This is a genomic window from Arthrobacter sp. zg-Y895, from assembly GCF_020731025.1.
Taxonomy (GTDB): Bacteria; Actinomycetota; Actinomycetes; order Actinomycetales; family Micrococcaceae; genus Arthrobacter_B.
Genome location: NZ_JAJFZY010000005.1, coordinates 57,023 through 73,495, shown reverse-complemented (window position 1 = coordinate 73,495; position 16,473 = coordinate 57,023). Strand labels below are relative to the sequence as shown.

The 16,473-nt window shown below is 65.0% G+C and carries 16 protein-coding genes; 12 read left to right on the top strand and 4 right to left on the bottom strand.

From position 1 onward, the window contains the following. Positions 1 to 54 precede the first annotated feature (54 nt). A complete protein-coding gene (gene serC / locus LJ760_RS11295; protein ID WP_227922986.1) occupies positions 55 to 1,182 on the top strand; it encodes a phosphoserine transaminase in 1,128 nt (375 codons plus the stop codon). A 45-nt stretch (positions 1,183 to 1,227) separates the two neighbouring features. Here the strand turns inward: serC and LJ760_RS11290 are convergent, their stop codons facing one another. Genes LJ760_RS11290 through LJ760_RS11280 form a run of 3 tightly spaced genes read right to left on the bottom strand, consistent with a single transcriptional unit; the run spans position 1,228 to position 3,540 of the window. Next, on the bottom strand, positions 1,228 to 2,508 hold the full coding sequence (locus LJ760_RS11290) for an MFS transporter (RefSeq protein ID WP_227922983.1): 1,281 nt from the start codon (positions 2,506 to 2,508) through the stop codon (positions 1,228 to 1,230). 54 nt (positions 2,509 to 2,562) lie between these two features. Continuing rightward, on the bottom strand, positions 2,563 to 3,135 hold the full coding sequence (locus LJ760_RS11285) for a DUF3027 domain-containing protein (protein WP_227923276.1): 573 nt from the start codon (positions 3,133 to 3,135) through the stop codon (positions 2,563 to 2,565). Between the two features lie 21 nt (positions 3,136 to 3,156). Further along, on the bottom strand, positions 3,157 to 3,540 hold the full coding sequence (locus tag LJ760_RS11280; RefSeq protein ID WP_227922981.1) for a cold-shock protein: 384 nt from the start codon (positions 3,538 to 3,540) through the stop codon (positions 3,157 to 3,159). Positions 3,541 to 3,751: 211 nt separating this feature from the next. Here LJ760_RS11280 and LJ760_RS11275 point away from each other — a divergent pair, with 211 nt between their 5' ends. The 11 genes from LJ760_RS11275 to LJ760_RS11225 all read left to right on the top strand — a co-directional run bounded on the left by LJ760_RS11275 (position 3,752) and on the right by LJ760_RS11225 (position 14,578). Further along, on the top strand, positions 3,752 to 4,063 hold the full coding sequence (locus LJ760_RS11275) for a hypothetical protein (RefSeq protein ID WP_227922978.1): 312 nt from the start codon (positions 3,752 to 3,754) through the stop codon (positions 4,061 to 4,063). 39 nt (positions 4,064 to 4,102) lie between these two features. After that, positions 4,103 to 6,538, top strand: coding sequence for a helicase-associated domain-containing protein (locus LJ760_RS11270; RefSeq protein ID WP_227922976.1), 2,436 nt, complete (start codon positions 4,103 to 4,105; stop codon positions 6,536 to 6,538). After that, entirely contained in the window at positions 6,531 to 8,177 is a 1,647-nt protein-coding gene (locus LJ760_RS11265; RefSeq protein ID WP_227922974.1) for a DNA repair helicase XPB, read from the top strand. The genes LJ760_RS11270 and LJ760_RS11265 overlap by 8 nt, the downstream gene beginning before the upstream one ends. A gap of 267 nt (positions 8,178 to 8,444) precedes the next feature. Next, positions 8,445 to 8,792: a DUF6507 family protein gene (locus tag LJ760_RS11260; protein WP_227922967.1), complete on the top strand. Its 348-nt coding sequence runs from the start codon at positions 8,445 to 8,447 to the stop codon at positions 8,790 to 8,792. Beyond that, a complete protein-coding gene (locus LJ760_RS11255) occupies positions 8,789 to 9,937 on the top strand; it encodes a hypothetical protein (RefSeq protein ID WP_227922964.1) in 1,149 nt (382 codons plus the stop codon). Before LJ760_RS11260 ends, LJ760_RS11255 begins: the two co-directional genes overlap by 4 nt. After that, positions 9,937 to 10,353 carry a hypothetical protein gene (locus LJ760_RS11250; protein WP_227922962.1) on the top strand — a complete coding sequence of 139 codons (417 nt, stop codon included), beginning with the start codon at positions 9,937 to 9,939 and terminating at the stop codon, positions 10,351 to 10,353. Before LJ760_RS11255 ends, LJ760_RS11250 begins: the two co-directional genes overlap by 1 nt. Positions 10,354 to 10,372: 19 nt before the next feature. Then, on the top strand, positions 10,373 to 10,813 hold the full coding sequence (locus tag LJ760_RS11245; RefSeq protein WP_227922960.1) for a hypothetical protein: 441 nt from the start codon (positions 10,373 to 10,375) through the stop codon (positions 10,811 to 10,813). Further along, complete coding sequence (locus LJ760_RS11240) at positions 10,810 to 11,661, top strand: hypothetical protein (protein ID WP_227922958.1); 852 nt, start codon at positions 10,810 to 10,812, stop codon at positions 11,659 to 11,661. The genes LJ760_RS11245 and LJ760_RS11240 overlap by 4 nt, the downstream gene beginning before the upstream one ends. Before the next feature lie 261 nt (positions 11,662 to 11,922). Beyond that, on the top strand, positions 11,923 to 12,636 hold the full coding sequence (locus tag LJ760_RS11235; protein WP_227922956.1) for a response regulator transcription factor: 714 nt from the start codon (positions 11,923 to 11,925) through the stop codon (positions 12,634 to 12,636). A 79-nt stretch (positions 12,637 to 12,715) separates the two neighbouring features. Then, entirely contained in the window at positions 12,716 to 14,107 is a 1,392-nt protein-coding gene (locus tag LJ760_RS11230) for a sensor histidine kinase (protein ID WP_308036407.1), read from the top strand. Between the two features lie 180 nt (positions 14,108 to 14,287). Then, complete coding sequence (locus LJ760_RS11225; RefSeq protein ID WP_227922954.1) at positions 14,288 to 14,578, top strand: WXG100 family type VII secretion target; 291 nt, start codon at positions 14,288 to 14,290, stop codon at positions 14,576 to 14,578. Between the two features lie 145 nt (positions 14,579 to 14,723). Here LJ760_RS11225 and groL read toward each other — a convergent pair whose 3' ends face one another. Next, positions 14,724 to 16,361, bottom strand: a complete 1,638-nt coding sequence (groL, locus tag LJ760_RS11220) for a chaperonin GroEL (protein ID WP_227922944.1) — start codon at positions 16,359 to 16,361, stop codon at positions 14,724 to 14,726. Positions 16,362 to 16,473 lie beyond the last annotated feature (112 nt).

Here is a 16,473-nt window from a genome sequence, read left to right as displayed (position 1 = left end):
GCAGAATGGAAGTGCATATCCGCCACTGTCGAAACCCGCTTGGAGCGTCACACCATGGGCGATACCGCCGCACTGAAAATTCCCGCTGGGCTCCTCCCGAAGGACGGCCGATTTGGTGCCGGTCCTTCCAAGGTACGCCCGGAACAGATGTCCGCACTCGCAGCAGCGGGAGCCAACCTGCTCGGCACCTCCCACCGGCAGGCTCCGGTACGGAACCTCGTGGGCAGCGTCCGTGAAGGCCTCATGGAGTTGTTCTCGGCGCCCGAGGGTTACGAGGTTGTCCTGGGCGTGGGCGGTTCCACCGCGTTCTGGGACATCGCGGCCTTCGGCCTGGTCCAGGAGAAGGCCCAGCACCTTTCCTTCGGTGAATTCGGCTCAAAGTTTGCGGCAGCCACCAACAAGGCTCCGTTCCTCGCGGCATCCAGCATCATCACCTCCAACCCCGGCACGCGCCCCGAGCCTGCGGCGGAGGCCGGCGTCGACGTTTATGCCTGGCCCCAGAATGAGACCTCCACTGGCGTGGCTGCCCCCGTCCGGCGGGTGGAAGGCGCCGACGCCGGCTCCTTGGTCCTGATCGATGCCACCTCTGCTGCGGGCGGCCTGGATGTGGACCTGGCGCAGGCCGATGTCTATTACTTTGCACCGCAGAAGAACTTCGCTTCCGACGGCGGACTGTGGCTGGGCATGTTCTCTCCGGCTGCGCTGGAACGGGCGGCCCGGATCAATGCCGGGGACCGCTGGATCCCGGATTTCCTGAACCTGCAGACCGCCATCGACAACTCGAGGCTGAACCAGACCTACAACACGCCGTCGTTGTCTACGCTGGTGACCCTTAACGCGCAGATCGAATGGCTCAACGCCAACGGCGGACTTGCCTTCGCCGCGGGCCGGACCGCGGAGTCGGCGGGGCGGATCTATTCGTGGGCCGAGAAGTCCTCCGTGGCCACTCCGTTCGTAACCCGCGCCGAGGACCGCTCCAATGTGATTGCCACGATCGATTTCGACGCGGGCATCGACGCCGCGGCAATAGCCAAGACCCTGCGCGCCAACGGCGTTGTGGACGTGGAGCCCTACCGCAAGCTCGGCCGCAACCAGCTGCGGATTGCCACCTTCGTGGCCATCGAGCCCGACGACGTCAGCGCCCTGCTGGAGTGCATCGATTTTGTGATCGAGAATTCCTGACCCGCAAGGCCGCCCTACGATAGGGGCCGCGGCAGGACCCGGACGCTAGGCGTTGTCCGGGTCCTGCTGCTTTTCCGGAGTGTCCGTGGTCATGCTCAGCCGGCGCGGCAGGCTCCGGTCATAGTGGAAACGCATGCCGTAGGTGCGCCAGGCCCAGACGAAACCGATCGCGGCGGCCAGCAGACCGGAAGCTGCGGCAACGCCCAGGCTCCAGCGGGGACCGAAGGAGTTCGAGACCCAACCCACCACCGGGGCGCCCAGCGGCGTGCCGCCCATAAAGATGGCGAAGTACAAGGCCATGACCCGCCCGCGCATGATCTGGGCCGTGGTGGTCTGGACATACGCGTTGGCGCTGGTCATCAGGGTCAGGGCAAACAGGCCCACGGGGACCAGCGAGACGGCGAACAGGATCAGGCTGGGTGCCATGGCGGACAGGATGCAGGCCAGGCCAAAGGCTCCGGCCGCACCGAAGACAAAGCGCAGGCGGGGCCGGTCCCGCCGCGCGGACAGCAGGGCGCCGGCGACGGATCCGATGGCCATCACCGAATTCAGGACGCCGAAAATGCCGGCGTCCCGGCCGAACTCGGTGCGTGCCATGGCTGCTATATAGATAGCGAAATTCATGCCGAAGGTCCCCACGATGAAGATCGCGAGCATCACCATGATCAGGTCCGGCCGGTGCCGCACGTAGGCAAGTCCGGCCCGGATGCGGCCCTTCCCCGGCGGCGCCTTGGGCAACACGCGCAGCTCGCCGGCACGCATTTTCAGCAGCGCAATCACCATGGCGCCGAACGTCACGGCGTTGAGGACGAAGACCAGGCCCGGGCCCACGGCCACGGTCAGGAGACCGGCGACGGCGGGGCCAATCATCCGCGCCCCGTTAAAGGAGGCACTGTTGAGGGCGACGGCGTTGGGCAGGTCCCGCTCGGAAACCACCTCAGAGACGAAGGCCTGGCGTGCCGGCCCGTCGACGGCCGACACCACACCCAGCGCCAGCGCGAAGGCGTAGACGTGCCACAGCTCCGCATGCCCGGAGAGCACCAGGAGCCCCAGTGCCAGGCCCAGGCCGCCCATGCTGACCTGCGTGAGCAGGAGGACCTTGCGGCGGTTGTACGTGTCGGCGATCAGGCCTGACCACGGGGCCAGGAGCAGCTGCGGGCCCAGCTGCAGCGCCATAACGATTCCCATGGCCGCCGCGTCCTGATCGGTCAGGATGTCGTAGACAAGCCAGTCCTGCGCGGTGCGCTGCATCCAGGTGCCGATGTTCGACACCAGGGCGCCGATAAACCAGATGCGGTAGTTGAAAATGCGAAGGGAACGGAACATCAGTCCAGCGCCCCCTTGGGGATAGTGAACCTTGTTGCCGCAACCGTCACGGGATTATTCGTCCTCCTGGGCACCTGTCGCTTCGGCGTGCTGTTCGCCGGCCTGGTTCTCGCCAGCCTCGTCCTGCTGCCCGTTATCGTCCCGGCCAGCCTGTTCGGCCTCGGCCTGTTCCTGATCAGCCTGTTCCTGCGCCCGCTGTTCCTGGGCCTGCTGTTCCTGTTCGGCAGCAATGTCTTCCGGACGCAGCCGGTCGGACCAGGGCACCCACTCGGGAGCCAGCAGGGCTTCGTCCGAGGGGAGCAGGCCCACTTCGGACACCGTTACCTTCTTGCTCCGGGGCATACGGGCAACCGTGGCGTACCAGTACCACCCGCGGTAGCCGGGACGGAGGGAAGAGAACCGGTGCGTCACCACCCGTTCGGCGTCGGCCGCAGCACCCAGGTAGTTGCCTACTTCGTCTTCGGATACCACTTCCAGCAGTCCGGCGCGGGCTTCGGCCACGGCGGCCGCGAGCACGGCGTCGGGCTTTCCCGGCCGCCGCGGGGCGCGCTTGCGAACCGCCGGAGCAGCAGCGGCGTCGGTGTCGGGTTCAGGGGACGAGTCGGGAGAGGGAATTTCCGGTCTCATAGTCAATTCAGTGCACTTACCTTATATATCCAGATCATCGGCAACGGCCCGCAGGACGGCAGCTACCTTGGATGCGTGCTTCTTATCCGGGTAGCGGCCGCGCCGCAGTCCGTTGGAAATACCGTCCAGCAGCTTGATCAGGTCCTCGGTGATCACGGCCATGTCTTCGGCATCCTTGCGGGTTGCCCTGGCTACCGACGGCGGGGCCTCGAGAATGCGGGCGGATAGGGCCTGCGGTCCGCGACGTCCGTCCGCAACACCGAATTCCATGCGGGTGCCGGGCTTGACCTCGCTGACTCCCGCAGGCAGGGCCGAAGCATGCAGGAAGACTTCCTGCCCATCGTCCGTGGCCAGAAACCCAAAACCCTTACCAGTGTCGAACCATTTGACCTTGCCGATGGGCACTTCGGTTACCTCGTTCTTAGTTTAATTGCAGCAGGACACCTGCCGCAGGAATAGTCGTGACCCGCGTTGGCCAGCCAGGCCCGAAGCGGCGCCGGAGTACCTTTGGAGATACTACGGGGAAGTCTGTTCCCTTTAGAATATCCCGACACGGGAATGGGGCACCAAGGTCTCCCCTTTGTCCCGCAGTTTTCCGCTGTTAGCGTTAATTACCATGAGCAACACCCCACCGGAGAAGGTCCGGGTCCCCGCGGCACGCGCAGAGAAGCAGTTTCCGGCACCCCACACCCCGCCGGATCCCCAAGTCCCTCCCCGCAACTCTCCGCTCCGCCGGTTTGCCGCCGTCCTTGCGGCCCTGCTGGCCCTGTTCGGACTGGGCACGCTCGCCGCGGTACTGGCCCTCTACCTCGGGAGCCAGGCAGTGGCGCCTTGGCTCATTGCCGCATCCCTCTACGCACTCCCCCTCGCGTTCCTGCTTATGGCGGGCTTGGTGATCGACGGAATCAGGCGGCGGCGCCGGGGCTGATCGGTCCGTTTTTCTCCCCACTCAGGTAACGTGGTTTTGATGTCCGCGATTCGAGCCCTGGCCGAAGATTTAGCAGCACGCAGTGATGACCAACTGCGTGAATTGCTCGCGGCCCGGCCCGATTTGGCGCTCCCCGCCGTCCCGGATTTCCAGGCTCTGGCTGCGCGTGCTTCCACACGCGTCAGCGTCCAGCGGATCCTCGAAAAACTGACGGCACCGCAGCTGCAGGTCCTGGAAGCGGTGGACCTGACCACCAACGAAGATTCCCAGCTCAGCACCACCGCCTCATGGTTGAAAACAACAATCTCGGGCTCAACCATCAAGTCCCTCGATGCGATCCTGGGCCACCTGCATTCCCTGGCCCTGCTGCGGCGGGCCAAGCCGCACCCCGGAGCGCCGAAAGCTGATGCCTCCCGCCGGTTCTATCTACCCGTCTCGGTCCTTGGGGAGGCGCTGGGGGCCTACCCCGCCGGGCTGGGCAGGCCGTATTCCACCCTGGCGGCGCAGCATCCGGAGTTCGGGCAACGCCTGGTCGGCATCGTCGAGGGGCTGCGCAGCAGCGGACTGCCCATAGAGAAGGCCGACACCCCCGCCACCGCCGCCCATTCCCTGCATCATCTGGTCTCTGATCCTGCAGGCTGGGCGACGCTCATGGAGGGCGCTCCGCCGCAGACAGCAGACCTGCTTCGCCGGTTCAAGTATTCACCGGTGGGCACCATCCCCAAGAAAGCCGCCCTGGGACGGGCCGTTCTGGACAACCCCTCCCCCACCCCGGTGGAGTGGCTCGTGGCCCGCGGCCTCCTGGTCCCCCTGGATGCGCTTCACGTGGAACTTCCGCGGCCGGTGGGCCAGGCCTCCCGCGGCCATGTAATCGTCGCGGACTTCCAGTTGGAAGCACCCCGGCCGGTTCCCCGCAACGTCGCCCGCAACCTGCGGGACAACGCCGCGTTTGGAGCGGTGGCCGAAACCCTGCGGCTGGTAACGGAACTGCTGGCGCTTGCGGCCGAAAATCCGATCGGGACGCTCCGCTCCGGAGGCGTTGGCGTGCGAGAAGTGCGCCGTCTCTCCGAATCGCTGCGGCTGGACAGTGCCGCTACGTCCTGGCTGCTGGAACTGGCGGCCCTGGCCGGGCTGATCACCTTGGATGCCGCAACCTCACGCTGGGGCACCACAGAGGGAACCTGGCTTACCCAGAACCGTGAAGATCAGTGGCGCCGGTTGGTCGAAGCCTGGCTGGATGCGGACCGCGCACCGTCCCTGGTGGGTGCACCCCTGCCGGCAGGCGGAGCAGTGAACGCGCTGGCCGCAGAAGTTTCCCGCCCGGACGCCCCAGTGGTCCGCCGTCGGGCACTGGAAATGCTTGCGCTGCTATCCGACGTCGAGGGTGCGGGCGAAAACGAGACTGTCGGTGCCTTCGAAACCGAGGACCTCATCAGTGCCCTGACCTGGCACCAGCCGCGGCTGCAGCGGCGTTTTGCCCGGCTGGTTCCGGGCATCCTGAAGGAGGCAGCCCATCTGGGGCTGCTCGGTTCAGGGGCGTTGACCGTGCTGGGGTCGGCCGTTGCCGGCAGCGACTATGCCCGTGCCACCTCCGTGCTGCGCGACGCCCTGCCTGCGCCCTTGAACTCCTTCCTGCTGCAGGCTGACCTCACGGCGGTGGCGCCCGGGTACCTGGAGCCCGACGTCGCCCGGGAGCTGGCCCTGATTTCCACGGCGGAAGGCCAGGGCCCGGCAACGATCTACCGGTTCTCGGCCGAGTCCATCCGGCGGGCCCTGGATGAAGGGCTCGACGCCGACGGCATCCTCGCCTTCCTGCACCAGCATTCCGCAACGGATGTCCCCCAGCCGCTGCGCTACTTGGTGGAGGACACGGCAGCCCGGTACGGCCGGCTGCGGGTGGGCGCGGCGGGATCTTATCTGCGCAGTGATGACGAGGCCGGGTTGAACGCCCTGTTGGCGGACCCGCGGACCGCTTCACTGGGCCTGGTGCGGCTGGCCCCGACAGTGGTCGCAGCCAACGTGCCGGCCAAGGAACTCACCTTTTCCCTCCGGGAGCTCGGCTATCCCCCGGCGCTGGAAGGACCGGCACGCAAGCCGGTCGGCTCCCACCGGATGATCCCTGTGCCGGCGCCGTCCTCCTCCAGGGCCCGGCTGAATCCGTGGGAACTTACGGACGAGGACCTGGACCGGCAGCTGGCCGCGCTGCGCGGCGGAGGGCCCGTCCCGCATACCGGCGGCGAGAGCCAGTCCCTGGTCAGCCTGGAAACCCTGCGCAAGGCCATCCGGACCAAGAGTTCGGTGCGCATGGGCGTGGTGGATGCCCAGGGGAATCAGCGGCAGGAAATTTTCGTTCCCCTCTCAGTGAGCGACGGCAGGGTCCGGGTCTACGACCCGCGCCACGACGTCGAACGCACAGTGTCAGTACATCGGATTATGGACGTGGAAATAGTGGAGGGTAGCCCGGCACATGGTTGACGGACCGTTGATTGTCCAGAGCGATAAGACGATTCTTCTGGAGGTCGATCATGAACAGGCAACCGAGGCCCGGCACGCCATCGCGGCTTTCGCCGAACTCGAGCGTGCCCCCGAGCACATCCACAGTTACCGGCTGACGCCGCTGGGCCTGTGGAATGCGCGGGCCGCGGGGCTCGACGCCGAACAGGTCCTGAACACGCTGCTTATGTACTCCCGTTTCCCGGTGCCGCACTCGCTGCTGATCGACATTGAAGAAACTATGTCGCGGTACGGGCGGCTGCGGCTGGAGAAGGATCCCCAGCACGGGCTGGTGCTTCGCACCAACGACTATCCGGTGCTCGAAGAAGTAATGCATGCCAAGAAGATCCAGCCGCTGCTCGGCCCGCGGATCGACGGCGAAACCGTCGTGGTGCAGTCCGCCATGCGCGGCCAGCTCAAGCAGCTGCTGCTGAAGCTGGGCTGGCCCGCCGAAGACCTGGCCGGTTATGTGGACGGCACGCCGCATCCGATCCTGCTCAATGAGGACGGCTGGGCGCTGCGCCCCTACCAGAAGCTCGCCACTGAGAACTTCTGGGCCGGCGGCTCCGGCGTGGTGGTGCTGCCCTGCGGTGCGGGCAAAACCCTGGTCGGGGCGGCGGCCATGGCCACCAGCTCCACCACCACCCTCATCCTGGTGACCAACACCGTCTCCGCCCGGCAGTGGAAGGACGAGCTGCTGAAGCGTACCTCCCTGACCGAGGACGAGATCGGCGAATACTCCGGCGCAGTGAAGGAAGTCCGCCCGGTCACCATCGCCACCTACCAGGTCCTGACGCTCAAGCGGGGCGGGCTGTATCCGCACCTGGAACTGCTGGACGCCAATGACTGGGGCCTGATCATCTACGACGAGGTCCATCTGCTGCCGGCACCCATTTTCCGGATGACCGCGGACCTGCAGGCCCGGCGCAGGCTGGGCCTGACCGCCACCCTGGTCCGCGAGGACGGCCGCGAGGGCGAGGTCTTCTCCCTGATCGGTCCCAAGCGGTACGACGCCCCGTGGAAGGACATCGAGGCGCAGGGCTACATTGCGCCCGCCGAGTGCATCGAGGTCCGGGTGGACCTGCCGCGGGATGAGCGGGTGGCCTACGCCATGGCCGAAGACGGGGACAAGTACCGGCTGTGCTCGACGTCGGAAACCAAGACCGGCGTCGTCGAACAGCTGGTGAAGCGCCATGCCGGCGAGCAGACCCTGGTGATCGGACAGTACCTGGACCAGCTGGACGAACTGGCCGAACGGCTGGACGCACCCGTGATCAAGGGCGACACCCCGGTCAAGGAACGCCAGCGGCTCTTCAACGAATTCCGCGAAGGCGCCCTTAGCACCCTCGTGGTGTCCAAGGTGGCCAACTTCTCCATCGACCTGCCCGAGGCCTCCGTGGCCATCCAGGTCTCCGGTTCCTTTGGCTCCCGGCAGGAAGAGGCCCAGCGGCTGGGCCGGCTCCTGCGCCCCAAGGCGGACGGCAAGGCGGCGCACTTCTACACCGTCGTTGCCCGCGACACCCTGGACCAGGACTTCGCCGCCAAGCGGCAGCGGTTCCTCGCCGAGCAGGGCTACGCCTACTCCATCCTGGACGCCACGGACATCGAAAAGCCGGTGTAGCCCCGGGCACGGCTTCGGCGAGGGACCTTCCCCCCTGCGCCCATAACGCGGTATCGCCAAAAGACCGATGCCGCTTTCCCTCCGAGCGGCATATCCGCCTATCTGGCAAACTGCTTATTGCAAAAGGCCTGGAACGCATATTGGGCGCTTTGGCAATTGCGTTGATGTCCATGGGTAGTTCTCCCCATGGACATGCGCTTGTCCAAGGACATACGGTAAACCGGTGTCGCTGGCGGAGCTTTTTTGCAGGGGGAAGGATAATGGGGGATGTCACTTAATGGGTGGGATATCGACGTCGCGGGAACCCGGGGCGTGATAGTTCAAGCCAGAACAGAACACCGAGAACTTGGAACAGAAGGAAACGTTCTTCGGAATGCCCTGACGGGCGCTGCGGAAAGTGTCAACAGCGGACTTATCACCGGCGCATTGATGGAAGTCTATGAGGGCTACCTGGGCCCGCTGGTAGCCAGTGCAGTACAGCGCGCCGATAAAGTTCTTGATGAAACCGCAAATGCTATCCATGCGTACATCGACGGCGACCAGGTTATGGCGGAGACCGCCAATCAGCAGGCATCCATCGCTGCTCCCAGCGTATCTCCGGAGGCGGACAAATGAGTGCGGATGCGCTGCCGGTCCTTCCGGACCCGGACCTGATTATTTCCGATGCCGCGCTGATCGCGGCCTCCGGCACCCGTGCCGCCCAGTCCGGAAACGAGCTTGTTACTATCTGGAACGGCGTTCAGCCGCATTATCAGGCCCCGGAACAGTCGCTGGTGTACGAAGCGATGAAGCCGGTAACCGTCTTCACTGACGAAGCACAGATTGTGACCCTCCTGATCGAATCTGCGTTGAACACCTTCGCGGAGGCGGTCCGCGGCATGCAGGCCCGGCACAGGGAGCTCGTTTCGGCGGCCGGCACCTCCTATCCCGAATCAACTGATGACGATCCTGACTACGGCAAGAACAAGGAAGCGGAAGTGGCCGCCGGCATCTCCGCCCTGGCGCAGGAGTACGCTGCGGCGGAGGAAGCCTGCGCCGCAGCCATCCGGCAGGCCGACCCGGCCAAGCTCCCCGATTCTCCCGGCTTTACGGACACCCCTGCTTGGGACATAGCCAATGATGCGGCCGACAATGTTCTGACCAGGATCCATCAGGAAAGGGTGCGGGTAACTGTTTCCAGCACCGTCCACGTCCAGACCCTCGACATCAGCCGGGTATTTATTACCTATGCAGACGGCACCGTGGTTCCGGCCACTCGGGCCACGCTAACCACCACCGTGGAACTGCGCATACAACAGCACGAATACGAGCGCACCGTTCTAGTGGCCAATGATGAACTGGCCAATATGCCCCCGTGGGCGAAACGGGCGGGTAATGCGCTGGGCGCACTGGACATCGGCCTCTCCATTTATGACAACGTGACCGAAGAGTGGAACCAGGACCTGATAGACCATCCCGAATATGACACGGGCGAGCGGGTAGCGAGTGCGGCCAAAAACGCAGCTTTCGAAACCACGGGATCTGTCTTGGGCGGGGCAGGGGGCGCTTGGGCGGGTGCGGCAGCGGGAGCCGCCATCGGGTCCGTTTTCCCGGGCCCGGGGACCCTGATCGGCGGCATCGTCGGCGGCTTTGTCGGCGGATTCTTCGGCGGAGCAGCCGGCGAGGCTGCGGGCAGCTACGCCCAGGACAAGACCGAAGGTAAAAGCCATGAGGACTCATGGAATGGCGCAGTCAAGGAGTTCTGGGGTTCACTATGGTAATGCAGGAATACTTGGTCTGGATCGGTATATATACGGTTGGCGCAGCAATGCTCGTATCCGGAATTGCTGCTTACCGCGGTAAGTGGCGGCGGTGGGTCCGCCACATGATGGCATATGAAATGGGGAAACATCCGCAGTTCGGTTTCTTGATGCTTTATGCCGGGCTTGCCGTGGTTTTCGGAGCATCAGCAGGAGTGGCGGGAAGCCTACGTGCGCCTGATTTCCTGGGTATTGGCTTTCAGGCGCTGGCCGGACTGTCAGTCCTCCTGTGCATCGCCGCCGTGACCCGGTTACCCAGGCCCCTTCTTCCGGCTTGGTACCGCCGGTGGATCGATAACGGCGCCGTGAAGGAAGACATATTGCATACCGGCGGCGACCCGGTCACCACGTGGGTGCGTAAGCGTGCCGGAAGGTAAGGGAATGTTGGAACCACTATTGCGTGAAGAATCCCGGTTTTGTTCCATTGGCAGGCCGCATGACTGGGAAATCGGCGGTCTAACGGATTCCGCTGATCTGGTCCTGGCCGCACCCGTGGCTGCTGAAGGGGCCTTCCGTCCGAGCGTTGTCGTCAACAGCTTTCCCTACACGGGCAGCATGGAGAAACTGAGCACACTGGTCCTCTCCTACGCCCACGCCATGCTGCAGGACGTCTACTTTATTTCCGTGGACAGGTTCCCTCCCGCCCGCGGGGAGGGCCGCATCATCGAGTACACGTATTCCAGCGGCGGACTCGCCGTGCACTGCCGGGTGGATGTGCATCAGACCGCCGGCCACGGAGTCCTGGTTACCACCTCGTGCGCGTCCGCGGAGCTAGGTGCCTACGATGCCGTCCTTGAGCTGATGTGCTCGTCTGCGCAGATTAAGGAGCCGGCGTGACCGAGATGTACGTTCCCACCCGCGAACCTTCCCTCGAAGAGGTTGCAAGCCGCCTGGCAGGTGTCCCTCTCGAGCGTTTAAGCGGCCTTCGGGCGAAGCAACCGTTTGCCTCCGACGGACCATGGCTCGATCCGGCGGCGGCGTCCATGCTGCACCGGGTCGCCCAGAACGGCCGGATAGGACGGCTGGAGCGATCGGGCAACGGACCGTCTATCAAGGTCCTGGCCGACGCGGGGCTTCTGGACAGCGCCGGACGGCTTACCGCCGGCGGCAGGGTCATTACGCGGCCGCTCGACCAGCCAGCAGCGGTCCTTCACTTCAGGGCGTCCTCCCTGGGACAAGCGACCGAGCTGCAGGTCTGGCTGGACGGAACCAACGCACTCATGCTCGCCGGCCCCTCGGCGGGCGTGTTGGCAAGCCCGTCCGAAAAACCCGCGGACACCGCCGGAAAGCTGCAGTTGAAGTTCGTGAGCCTCCATGAGCTCTTCCCTGTTCTCGCGGCATGGCTGGGGATTTCGCCGGCATGGAACCTGCCTGTCTCTCCCGCTGCCTTTCCTGTGGAGATCCTCAACGAGAGGCACCGGGACTCCGGGGCCCCGCTGCCTGAGGGGGCGGACGAAGCCTTGGCGTATGCCTGGTCCCAGCCGTGGTTCCTCTGGCATCTCGTGATGGACCCGGCCACCGGCGAGGGTGTGGGGTATCTGAATGCCGGCGGCGCCGGCCACTATCGCGTGGTGGCCGACGAGGACCAGGCAACCCTGGCTTCCATCCCCTCAGCCAACGTCTACCGCCATTTAGTTGACCTCGTCGAGTCCGTACGTTTCCAGCGTCCTCCGCGGTTTGCCTAGCGATTCACCGGACATTTCCAGAATCCGTCCTGCCGGTCTCGGCAGGGTTGCAAAGGGAATTTCGTCGAAGGCAAGGACCGGGGCCAATCACTCAAGAACGGCACCAAGAAGTTTTGGGAGTCATCGGGGTAATTCCGGCGGAAACGCCTAGCTGTTCTGCGGGCTATGCCGTTCAGCTTCCGGCACCGCTCACCGGACCCTCCCAGATTTTGTTCTGCCCACCTACAGACAACGTCCAGCTAAATGTAAGAAACTGGGCGGGTGAACAAATCGTCTGCACCCGAAGCACGCCTCCTTGTTGTCGATGATGAGCCCAACATCCGCGAGCTGCTGTCCACCTCGCTGCGGTTCGCCGGGTTCGACGTCGTCGCTGCCGCGAACGGCCGTGAGGCCCTCGCCGCCGTCGACTCCCACAACCCGGACCTCGCGGTCCTGGACGTGATGCTTCCGGACATGGACGGCTTCACGCTCACCCGCCGGCTGCGCGCTGCCGGACAGCACTTCCCCGTGGTCTTCCTGACCGCCCGCGACGACACCGAGGACAAGGTCACCGGACTGACCGTGGGCGGCGACGACTATGTCACCAAGCCCTTCAGCCTCGACGAGGTGGTGGCGCGGATCCGCGCCGTACTGCGCCGCACCCAGCCGCTCGAGGACGACGACGCCGTCATCCGCGTGGATGACCTGGAGCTCGACGACGACGCCCACGAGGTGCGCCGCGGCGGTATCACGATCGATCTCTCCCCCACCGAGTTCAAGCTGCTGCGCTACCTGATGCTGAACCCGAACCGTGTCCTGTCCAAGGCGCAGATCCTGGACCACGTCTGGGAATACGACTTCAACGGAGACGCCTCCATCGTGGAGTCCTACATCTCCTACCTGCGCCGCAAGATCGACCGCAGTCCGGACGCGCCGGCGCTGATCCAGACCAAGCGCGGCGTGGGTTACCTGCTGCGGTCCTCGGAGAAGCGCTAGGACCTTGATAAGGCGCTGGAAATCCGCTTCACTTCGGTCGCAGCTGCTCGCCATCATGGCGGTGCTCATGGTGGTTACGGTGACTATCACCGGCTTCGCCACCATTACCCTGCTGCGCCAGATACTCGTGGACCGGCTGGACGCGGACATCGACGCAAATGCGTCCAAGGTGTCGCGCTACCTGCTGGTCAACGAGCCGAGTACTGATGCCTCCCTGTTCCGGTACTACGGGCTGTACCTGAACGAAGACGGCAGCCATGGTCCGGCAACGCATTCCGAGTCGGCAACGGACATCCCGAACCTCGAGAACTACACCTCCGACCAAGTGGAGGCGATGGGTACCGAGGGCTTCGATGTCCGCGGCACCGAGCCGACGTCCAAGGGCTGGCGGGTACGCATCTACGATTTCGAGAACCTGCCCGGGTCCGTCGCCGTTGCGATCCCGCTGGACTCGGTCGCCGCGACCGTGGACGAAGCGGCGTCGCTGGTGTTTTCGGTCGGGCTGCTGGGAACCCTGGGCGCCACGGGGATCGCCTACTGGGCGGTCACCCGGCAGTTCCGACCGCTGAGCCAGGTCGAAAAAACCGCTGCCGCGATTGCCGCCGGCGACCTGTCCCGCCGAGTGGAGGTGGGCAACCCGGCCACGGAAATCGGCCGCCTGTCCCGCTCGCTCAATGCCATGCTGGCCCATATCGAAACGGCGTTTGCCGCCCGCACCCAGTCTGAACGCAAGATGCGCCGCTTCGTGCAGGATGCCTCCCACGAGCTGCGGACCCCGCTGGTGACCATCCGCGGGTTCTCGGAGCTGTACCGCCACGGCGCCCTCCAGAAACCCGAGGAGATCTCCGCTGCCATGGGCCGGATCGAGAGCGAAGCCAAGCGTATGGGACAACTGGTCGAGGACCTCCTGACCCTGGCCCGGGTGGACGAGCAGCGCCCGCTCGAATACGAGCCGGTGGACCTGATGATCCTGGGCAACGACGCCGCACTGGACGCGCGGGCCAGCGCCCCCGATCGGAATATACGGGTGGTGGGGCTGGACGGCCACGCACCGCAGAGCGCACCCACCATGGGAGACGAGGCCCGGCTGCGGCAGGTCGTGGCGAACCTCATGACCAACGCCCTGCGCTACACACCGGCCGGTTCCCCCATCGAAGTGGCAGTCGGAGTTGCACCCGTTATCCATGACCGGATGGATGCGGTGCTGGAGGTACGGGACCACGGGCCCGGGATTTCCGAGGACGACGCCGCACGGGTGTTCGAACGCTTCTACCGCGCCGATTCCTCCCGCTACCGGGAGACCGGCGGCACCGGCCTCGGACTGGCCATTGTGGCGGCCCTGGTGGCCCAGCACGACGGGACGGTGCGGCTGGCCGAGACGGAAGGCGGAGGCGCCACCCTATCCATCCGCCTGCCCTACCGCGCTCCGGAGCAGTTCCCCGAGCGTCCGGACGAGGCTGACGACAACTGACCCTCCCCGGGCGCATACGGGGGCTCCAGACGGGCAGGAGGGACCGTGCTGCCCTCCACAACGCCCGCCCCGAGGCAGACCCGCCGTGGCACTCCACATCCATTGGTCCTTCGCGCGTTGACGGCCGTCTGCCGGCCTAGCCTTCCGGTATCGGTCCCAAGACACTACCAGGAGGAAATCATGCCTTTATTTGCCGTGGACAGCGAGGCGCTGGCTGCCAAGAGTGCCGAAGTGCAGGGAACCATCGAACGCCTGCGGGCAGACGTGAATGGAATGCAGGCCGGACTGGCCTCGTTGAGCGAGATCTGGCGGGGATCGGCGTCGTCCAATTTCCAGCTGCTGGTTACCGACTGGCGGGCCACCCAGGCCCGGGTGGAGGAATCACTGGACAGCATCAACCAGGCGCTGGCCTTCGCCTCGGCGCAGTACGCCGAGACGGAGGCGGCGAACACTTCGCTCTTTATGCACTGACGGCGCCCGCCGGTGCCGGGAGCTGTACCGGCGCTTTGCACGGCGGTGCGCGCATAAATGCGGCGGTGCGCGCATAAATGCAAGAAGGCGCGGCACCCGGTCCGGGTGCCGCGCCTTCTTACGCTTTAGCTAAGAGCTGCGGGGCTTAGAAGCCGCCCATGCCGCCCATGCCGGCCATCTCGTCAGCGCCGCCCATGGCGGGGGCCGACTTCTCCGGCTTGTCCGCAACCACTGCTTCGGTGGTCAGGAACAGGCCGGCGATGGAAGCTGCGTTCTGCAGGGCAGAGCGCGTTACCTTTACCGGGTCGTTGATGCCGGCAGCCAGCAGGTCTTCGTACTCGCCGGTTGCTGCGTTCAGGCCGAAGCCTTCGGGCAGGCCGCGGACCTTGTCCACAACAACGCCCGGCTCCATGCCGGCGTTGAAGGCGATCTGCTTCAGCGGAGCGTCGATGGCAACGCGGACGATGTTGGCGCCCGTTGCTTCGTCGCCCTCGAGGGACAGGTTGGCGAAGGCCTTGAGGCCGGCCTGGATGAGGGCCACGCCGCCACCGGCGACGATGCCTTCTTCAACGGCAGCCTTTGCGTTGCGGACAGCGTCCTCAATGCGGTGCTTGCGTTCCTTCAGCTCAACCTCGGTTGCCGCACCGGCCTTGATGACTGCAACGCCGCCGGCCAGCTTGGCCAGGCGTTCCTGCAGCTTCTCGCGGTCGTAATCCGAATCGGAGTTCTCGATTTCGGCACGGATCTGGTTGACGCGGCCGGCGATCTCTTCAGCGTCGCCTGCGCCTTCCACGATGGTGGTTTCGTCCTTGGTGACAACAACCTTGCGGGCCTTGCCCAGCAGGTCCAGCGTGGCGTTTTCCAGCTTCAGGCCAACCTCTTCGGCGATGACCTGGCCACCGGTGAGGATGGCAATGTCGGCCAGCTGTGCCTTGCGGCGGTCGCCGAAGCCCGGTGCCTTGACGGCTACGGACTTGAAGGTGCCGCGGATCTTGTTGACCACCAGGGTTGCCAGGGCTTCGCCCTCAACATCTTCGGCGATGATCAGCAGCGGCTTGCCGGACTGCATGACCTTCTCGAGGACGGCAACGAGATCCTTGACGTTGGAGATCTTCGAGTTGACGATCAGGATGTACGGATCCTCAAGGACCGTTTCCTGGCGCTCGGCGTCGGTGACGAAGTAACCGGAGATGTAACCCTTGTCGAAGCGCATGCCTTCGGTGAGTTCCAGTTCCAGGCCGAAGGTGTTGGACTCCTCGACCGTGATGACGCCTTCCTTGCCCACCTTGTCCAGTGCTTCGGCAATCAGGTCGCCGATCTGCTGGTCACCGGCGGAGATGGAAGCCGTAGCGGCGATCTGCTCCTTGGTTTCGATCTCCTTGGCAGATGCAATCAGTTCGGCGGTAACGGCGGCAACAGCCTTCTCGATGCCGCGCTTCAGGCTCAGCGGATCGGCGCCGGCGGCAACGTTGCGCAGGCCTTCCCTGACCAGTGCCTGGGCGAGGACAGTTGCCGTGGTGGTGCCGTCACCGGCAACATCGTCAGTCTTCTTGGCAACTTCCTTGACCAGCTCTGCGCCGATCTTCTCGTAGGGATCGTCCAGCTCGATCTCCTTGGCGATGGAAACGCCGTCATTGGTGATCGTGGGGGCGCCCCACTTCTTTTCGAGGACCACGTTGCGGCCACGCGGGCCGAGGGTCACCTTGACGGCGTCGGCGAGGATGTTCAACCCGCGCTCGAGGCCGCGGCGTGCCTCTTCTTCAAATGCAATGATCTTGGCCATAACGGCTATCGTCCTTCCGGAACAGTCATGCTTGGAGCAAAATGTTGCATTCCTGGCTGGAGTGCCCGCGACGGACGGATCGGCTCGCGCGATCTCTTTACGCGCTCCCCGT

What these genes read in the sequence shown, in the direction of transcription:
- serC (WP_227922986.1), top strand. Translation starts at nt 55, where the DNA reads ATGGGCGATACCGCCGCACTGAAAATTCCCGCTGGGCTCCTCCCGAAG.
- LJ760_RS11290 (WP_227922983.1), bottom strand. Translation starts at nt 2,508, where the DNA reads ATGTTCCGTTCCCTTCGCATTTTCAACTACCGCATCTGGTTTATCGGC.
- LJ760_RS11285 (WP_227923276.1), bottom strand. Translation starts at nt 3,135, where the DNA reads ATGAGACCGGAAATTCCCTCTCCCGACTCGTCCCCTGAACCCGACACC.
- LJ760_RS11275 (WP_227922978.1), top strand. Translation starts at nt 3,752, where the DNA reads ATGAGCAACACCCCACCGGAGAAGGTCCGGGTCCCCGCGGCACGCGCA.
- LJ760_RS11270 (WP_227922976.1), top strand. Translation starts at nt 4,103, where the DNA reads ATGTCCGCGATTCGAGCCCTGGCCGAAGATTTAGCAGCACGCAGTGAT.
- LJ760_RS11265 (WP_227922974.1), top strand. Translation starts at nt 6,531, where the DNA reads ATGGTTGACGGACCGTTGATTGTCCAGAGCGATAAGACGATTCTTCTG.
- LJ760_RS11260 (WP_227922967.1), top strand. Translation starts at nt 8,445, where the DNA reads ATGTCACTTAATGGGTGGGATATCGACGTCGCGGGAACCCGGGGCGTG.
- LJ760_RS11255 (WP_227922964.1), top strand. Translation starts at nt 8,789, where the DNA reads ATGAGTGCGGATGCGCTGCCGGTCCTTCCGGACCCGGACCTGATTATT.
- LJ760_RS11250 (WP_227922962.1), top strand. Translation starts at nt 9,937, where the DNA reads ATGCAGGAATACTTGGTCTGGATCGGTATATATACGGTTGGCGCAGCA.
- LJ760_RS11225 (WP_227922954.1), top strand. Translation starts at nt 14,288, where the DNA reads ATGCCTTTATTTGCCGTGGACAGCGAGGCGCTGGCTGCCAAGAGTGCC.
- groL (WP_227922944.1), bottom strand. Translation starts at nt 16,361, where the DNA reads ATGGCCAAGATCATTGCATTTGAAGAAGAGGCACGCCGCGGCCTCGAG.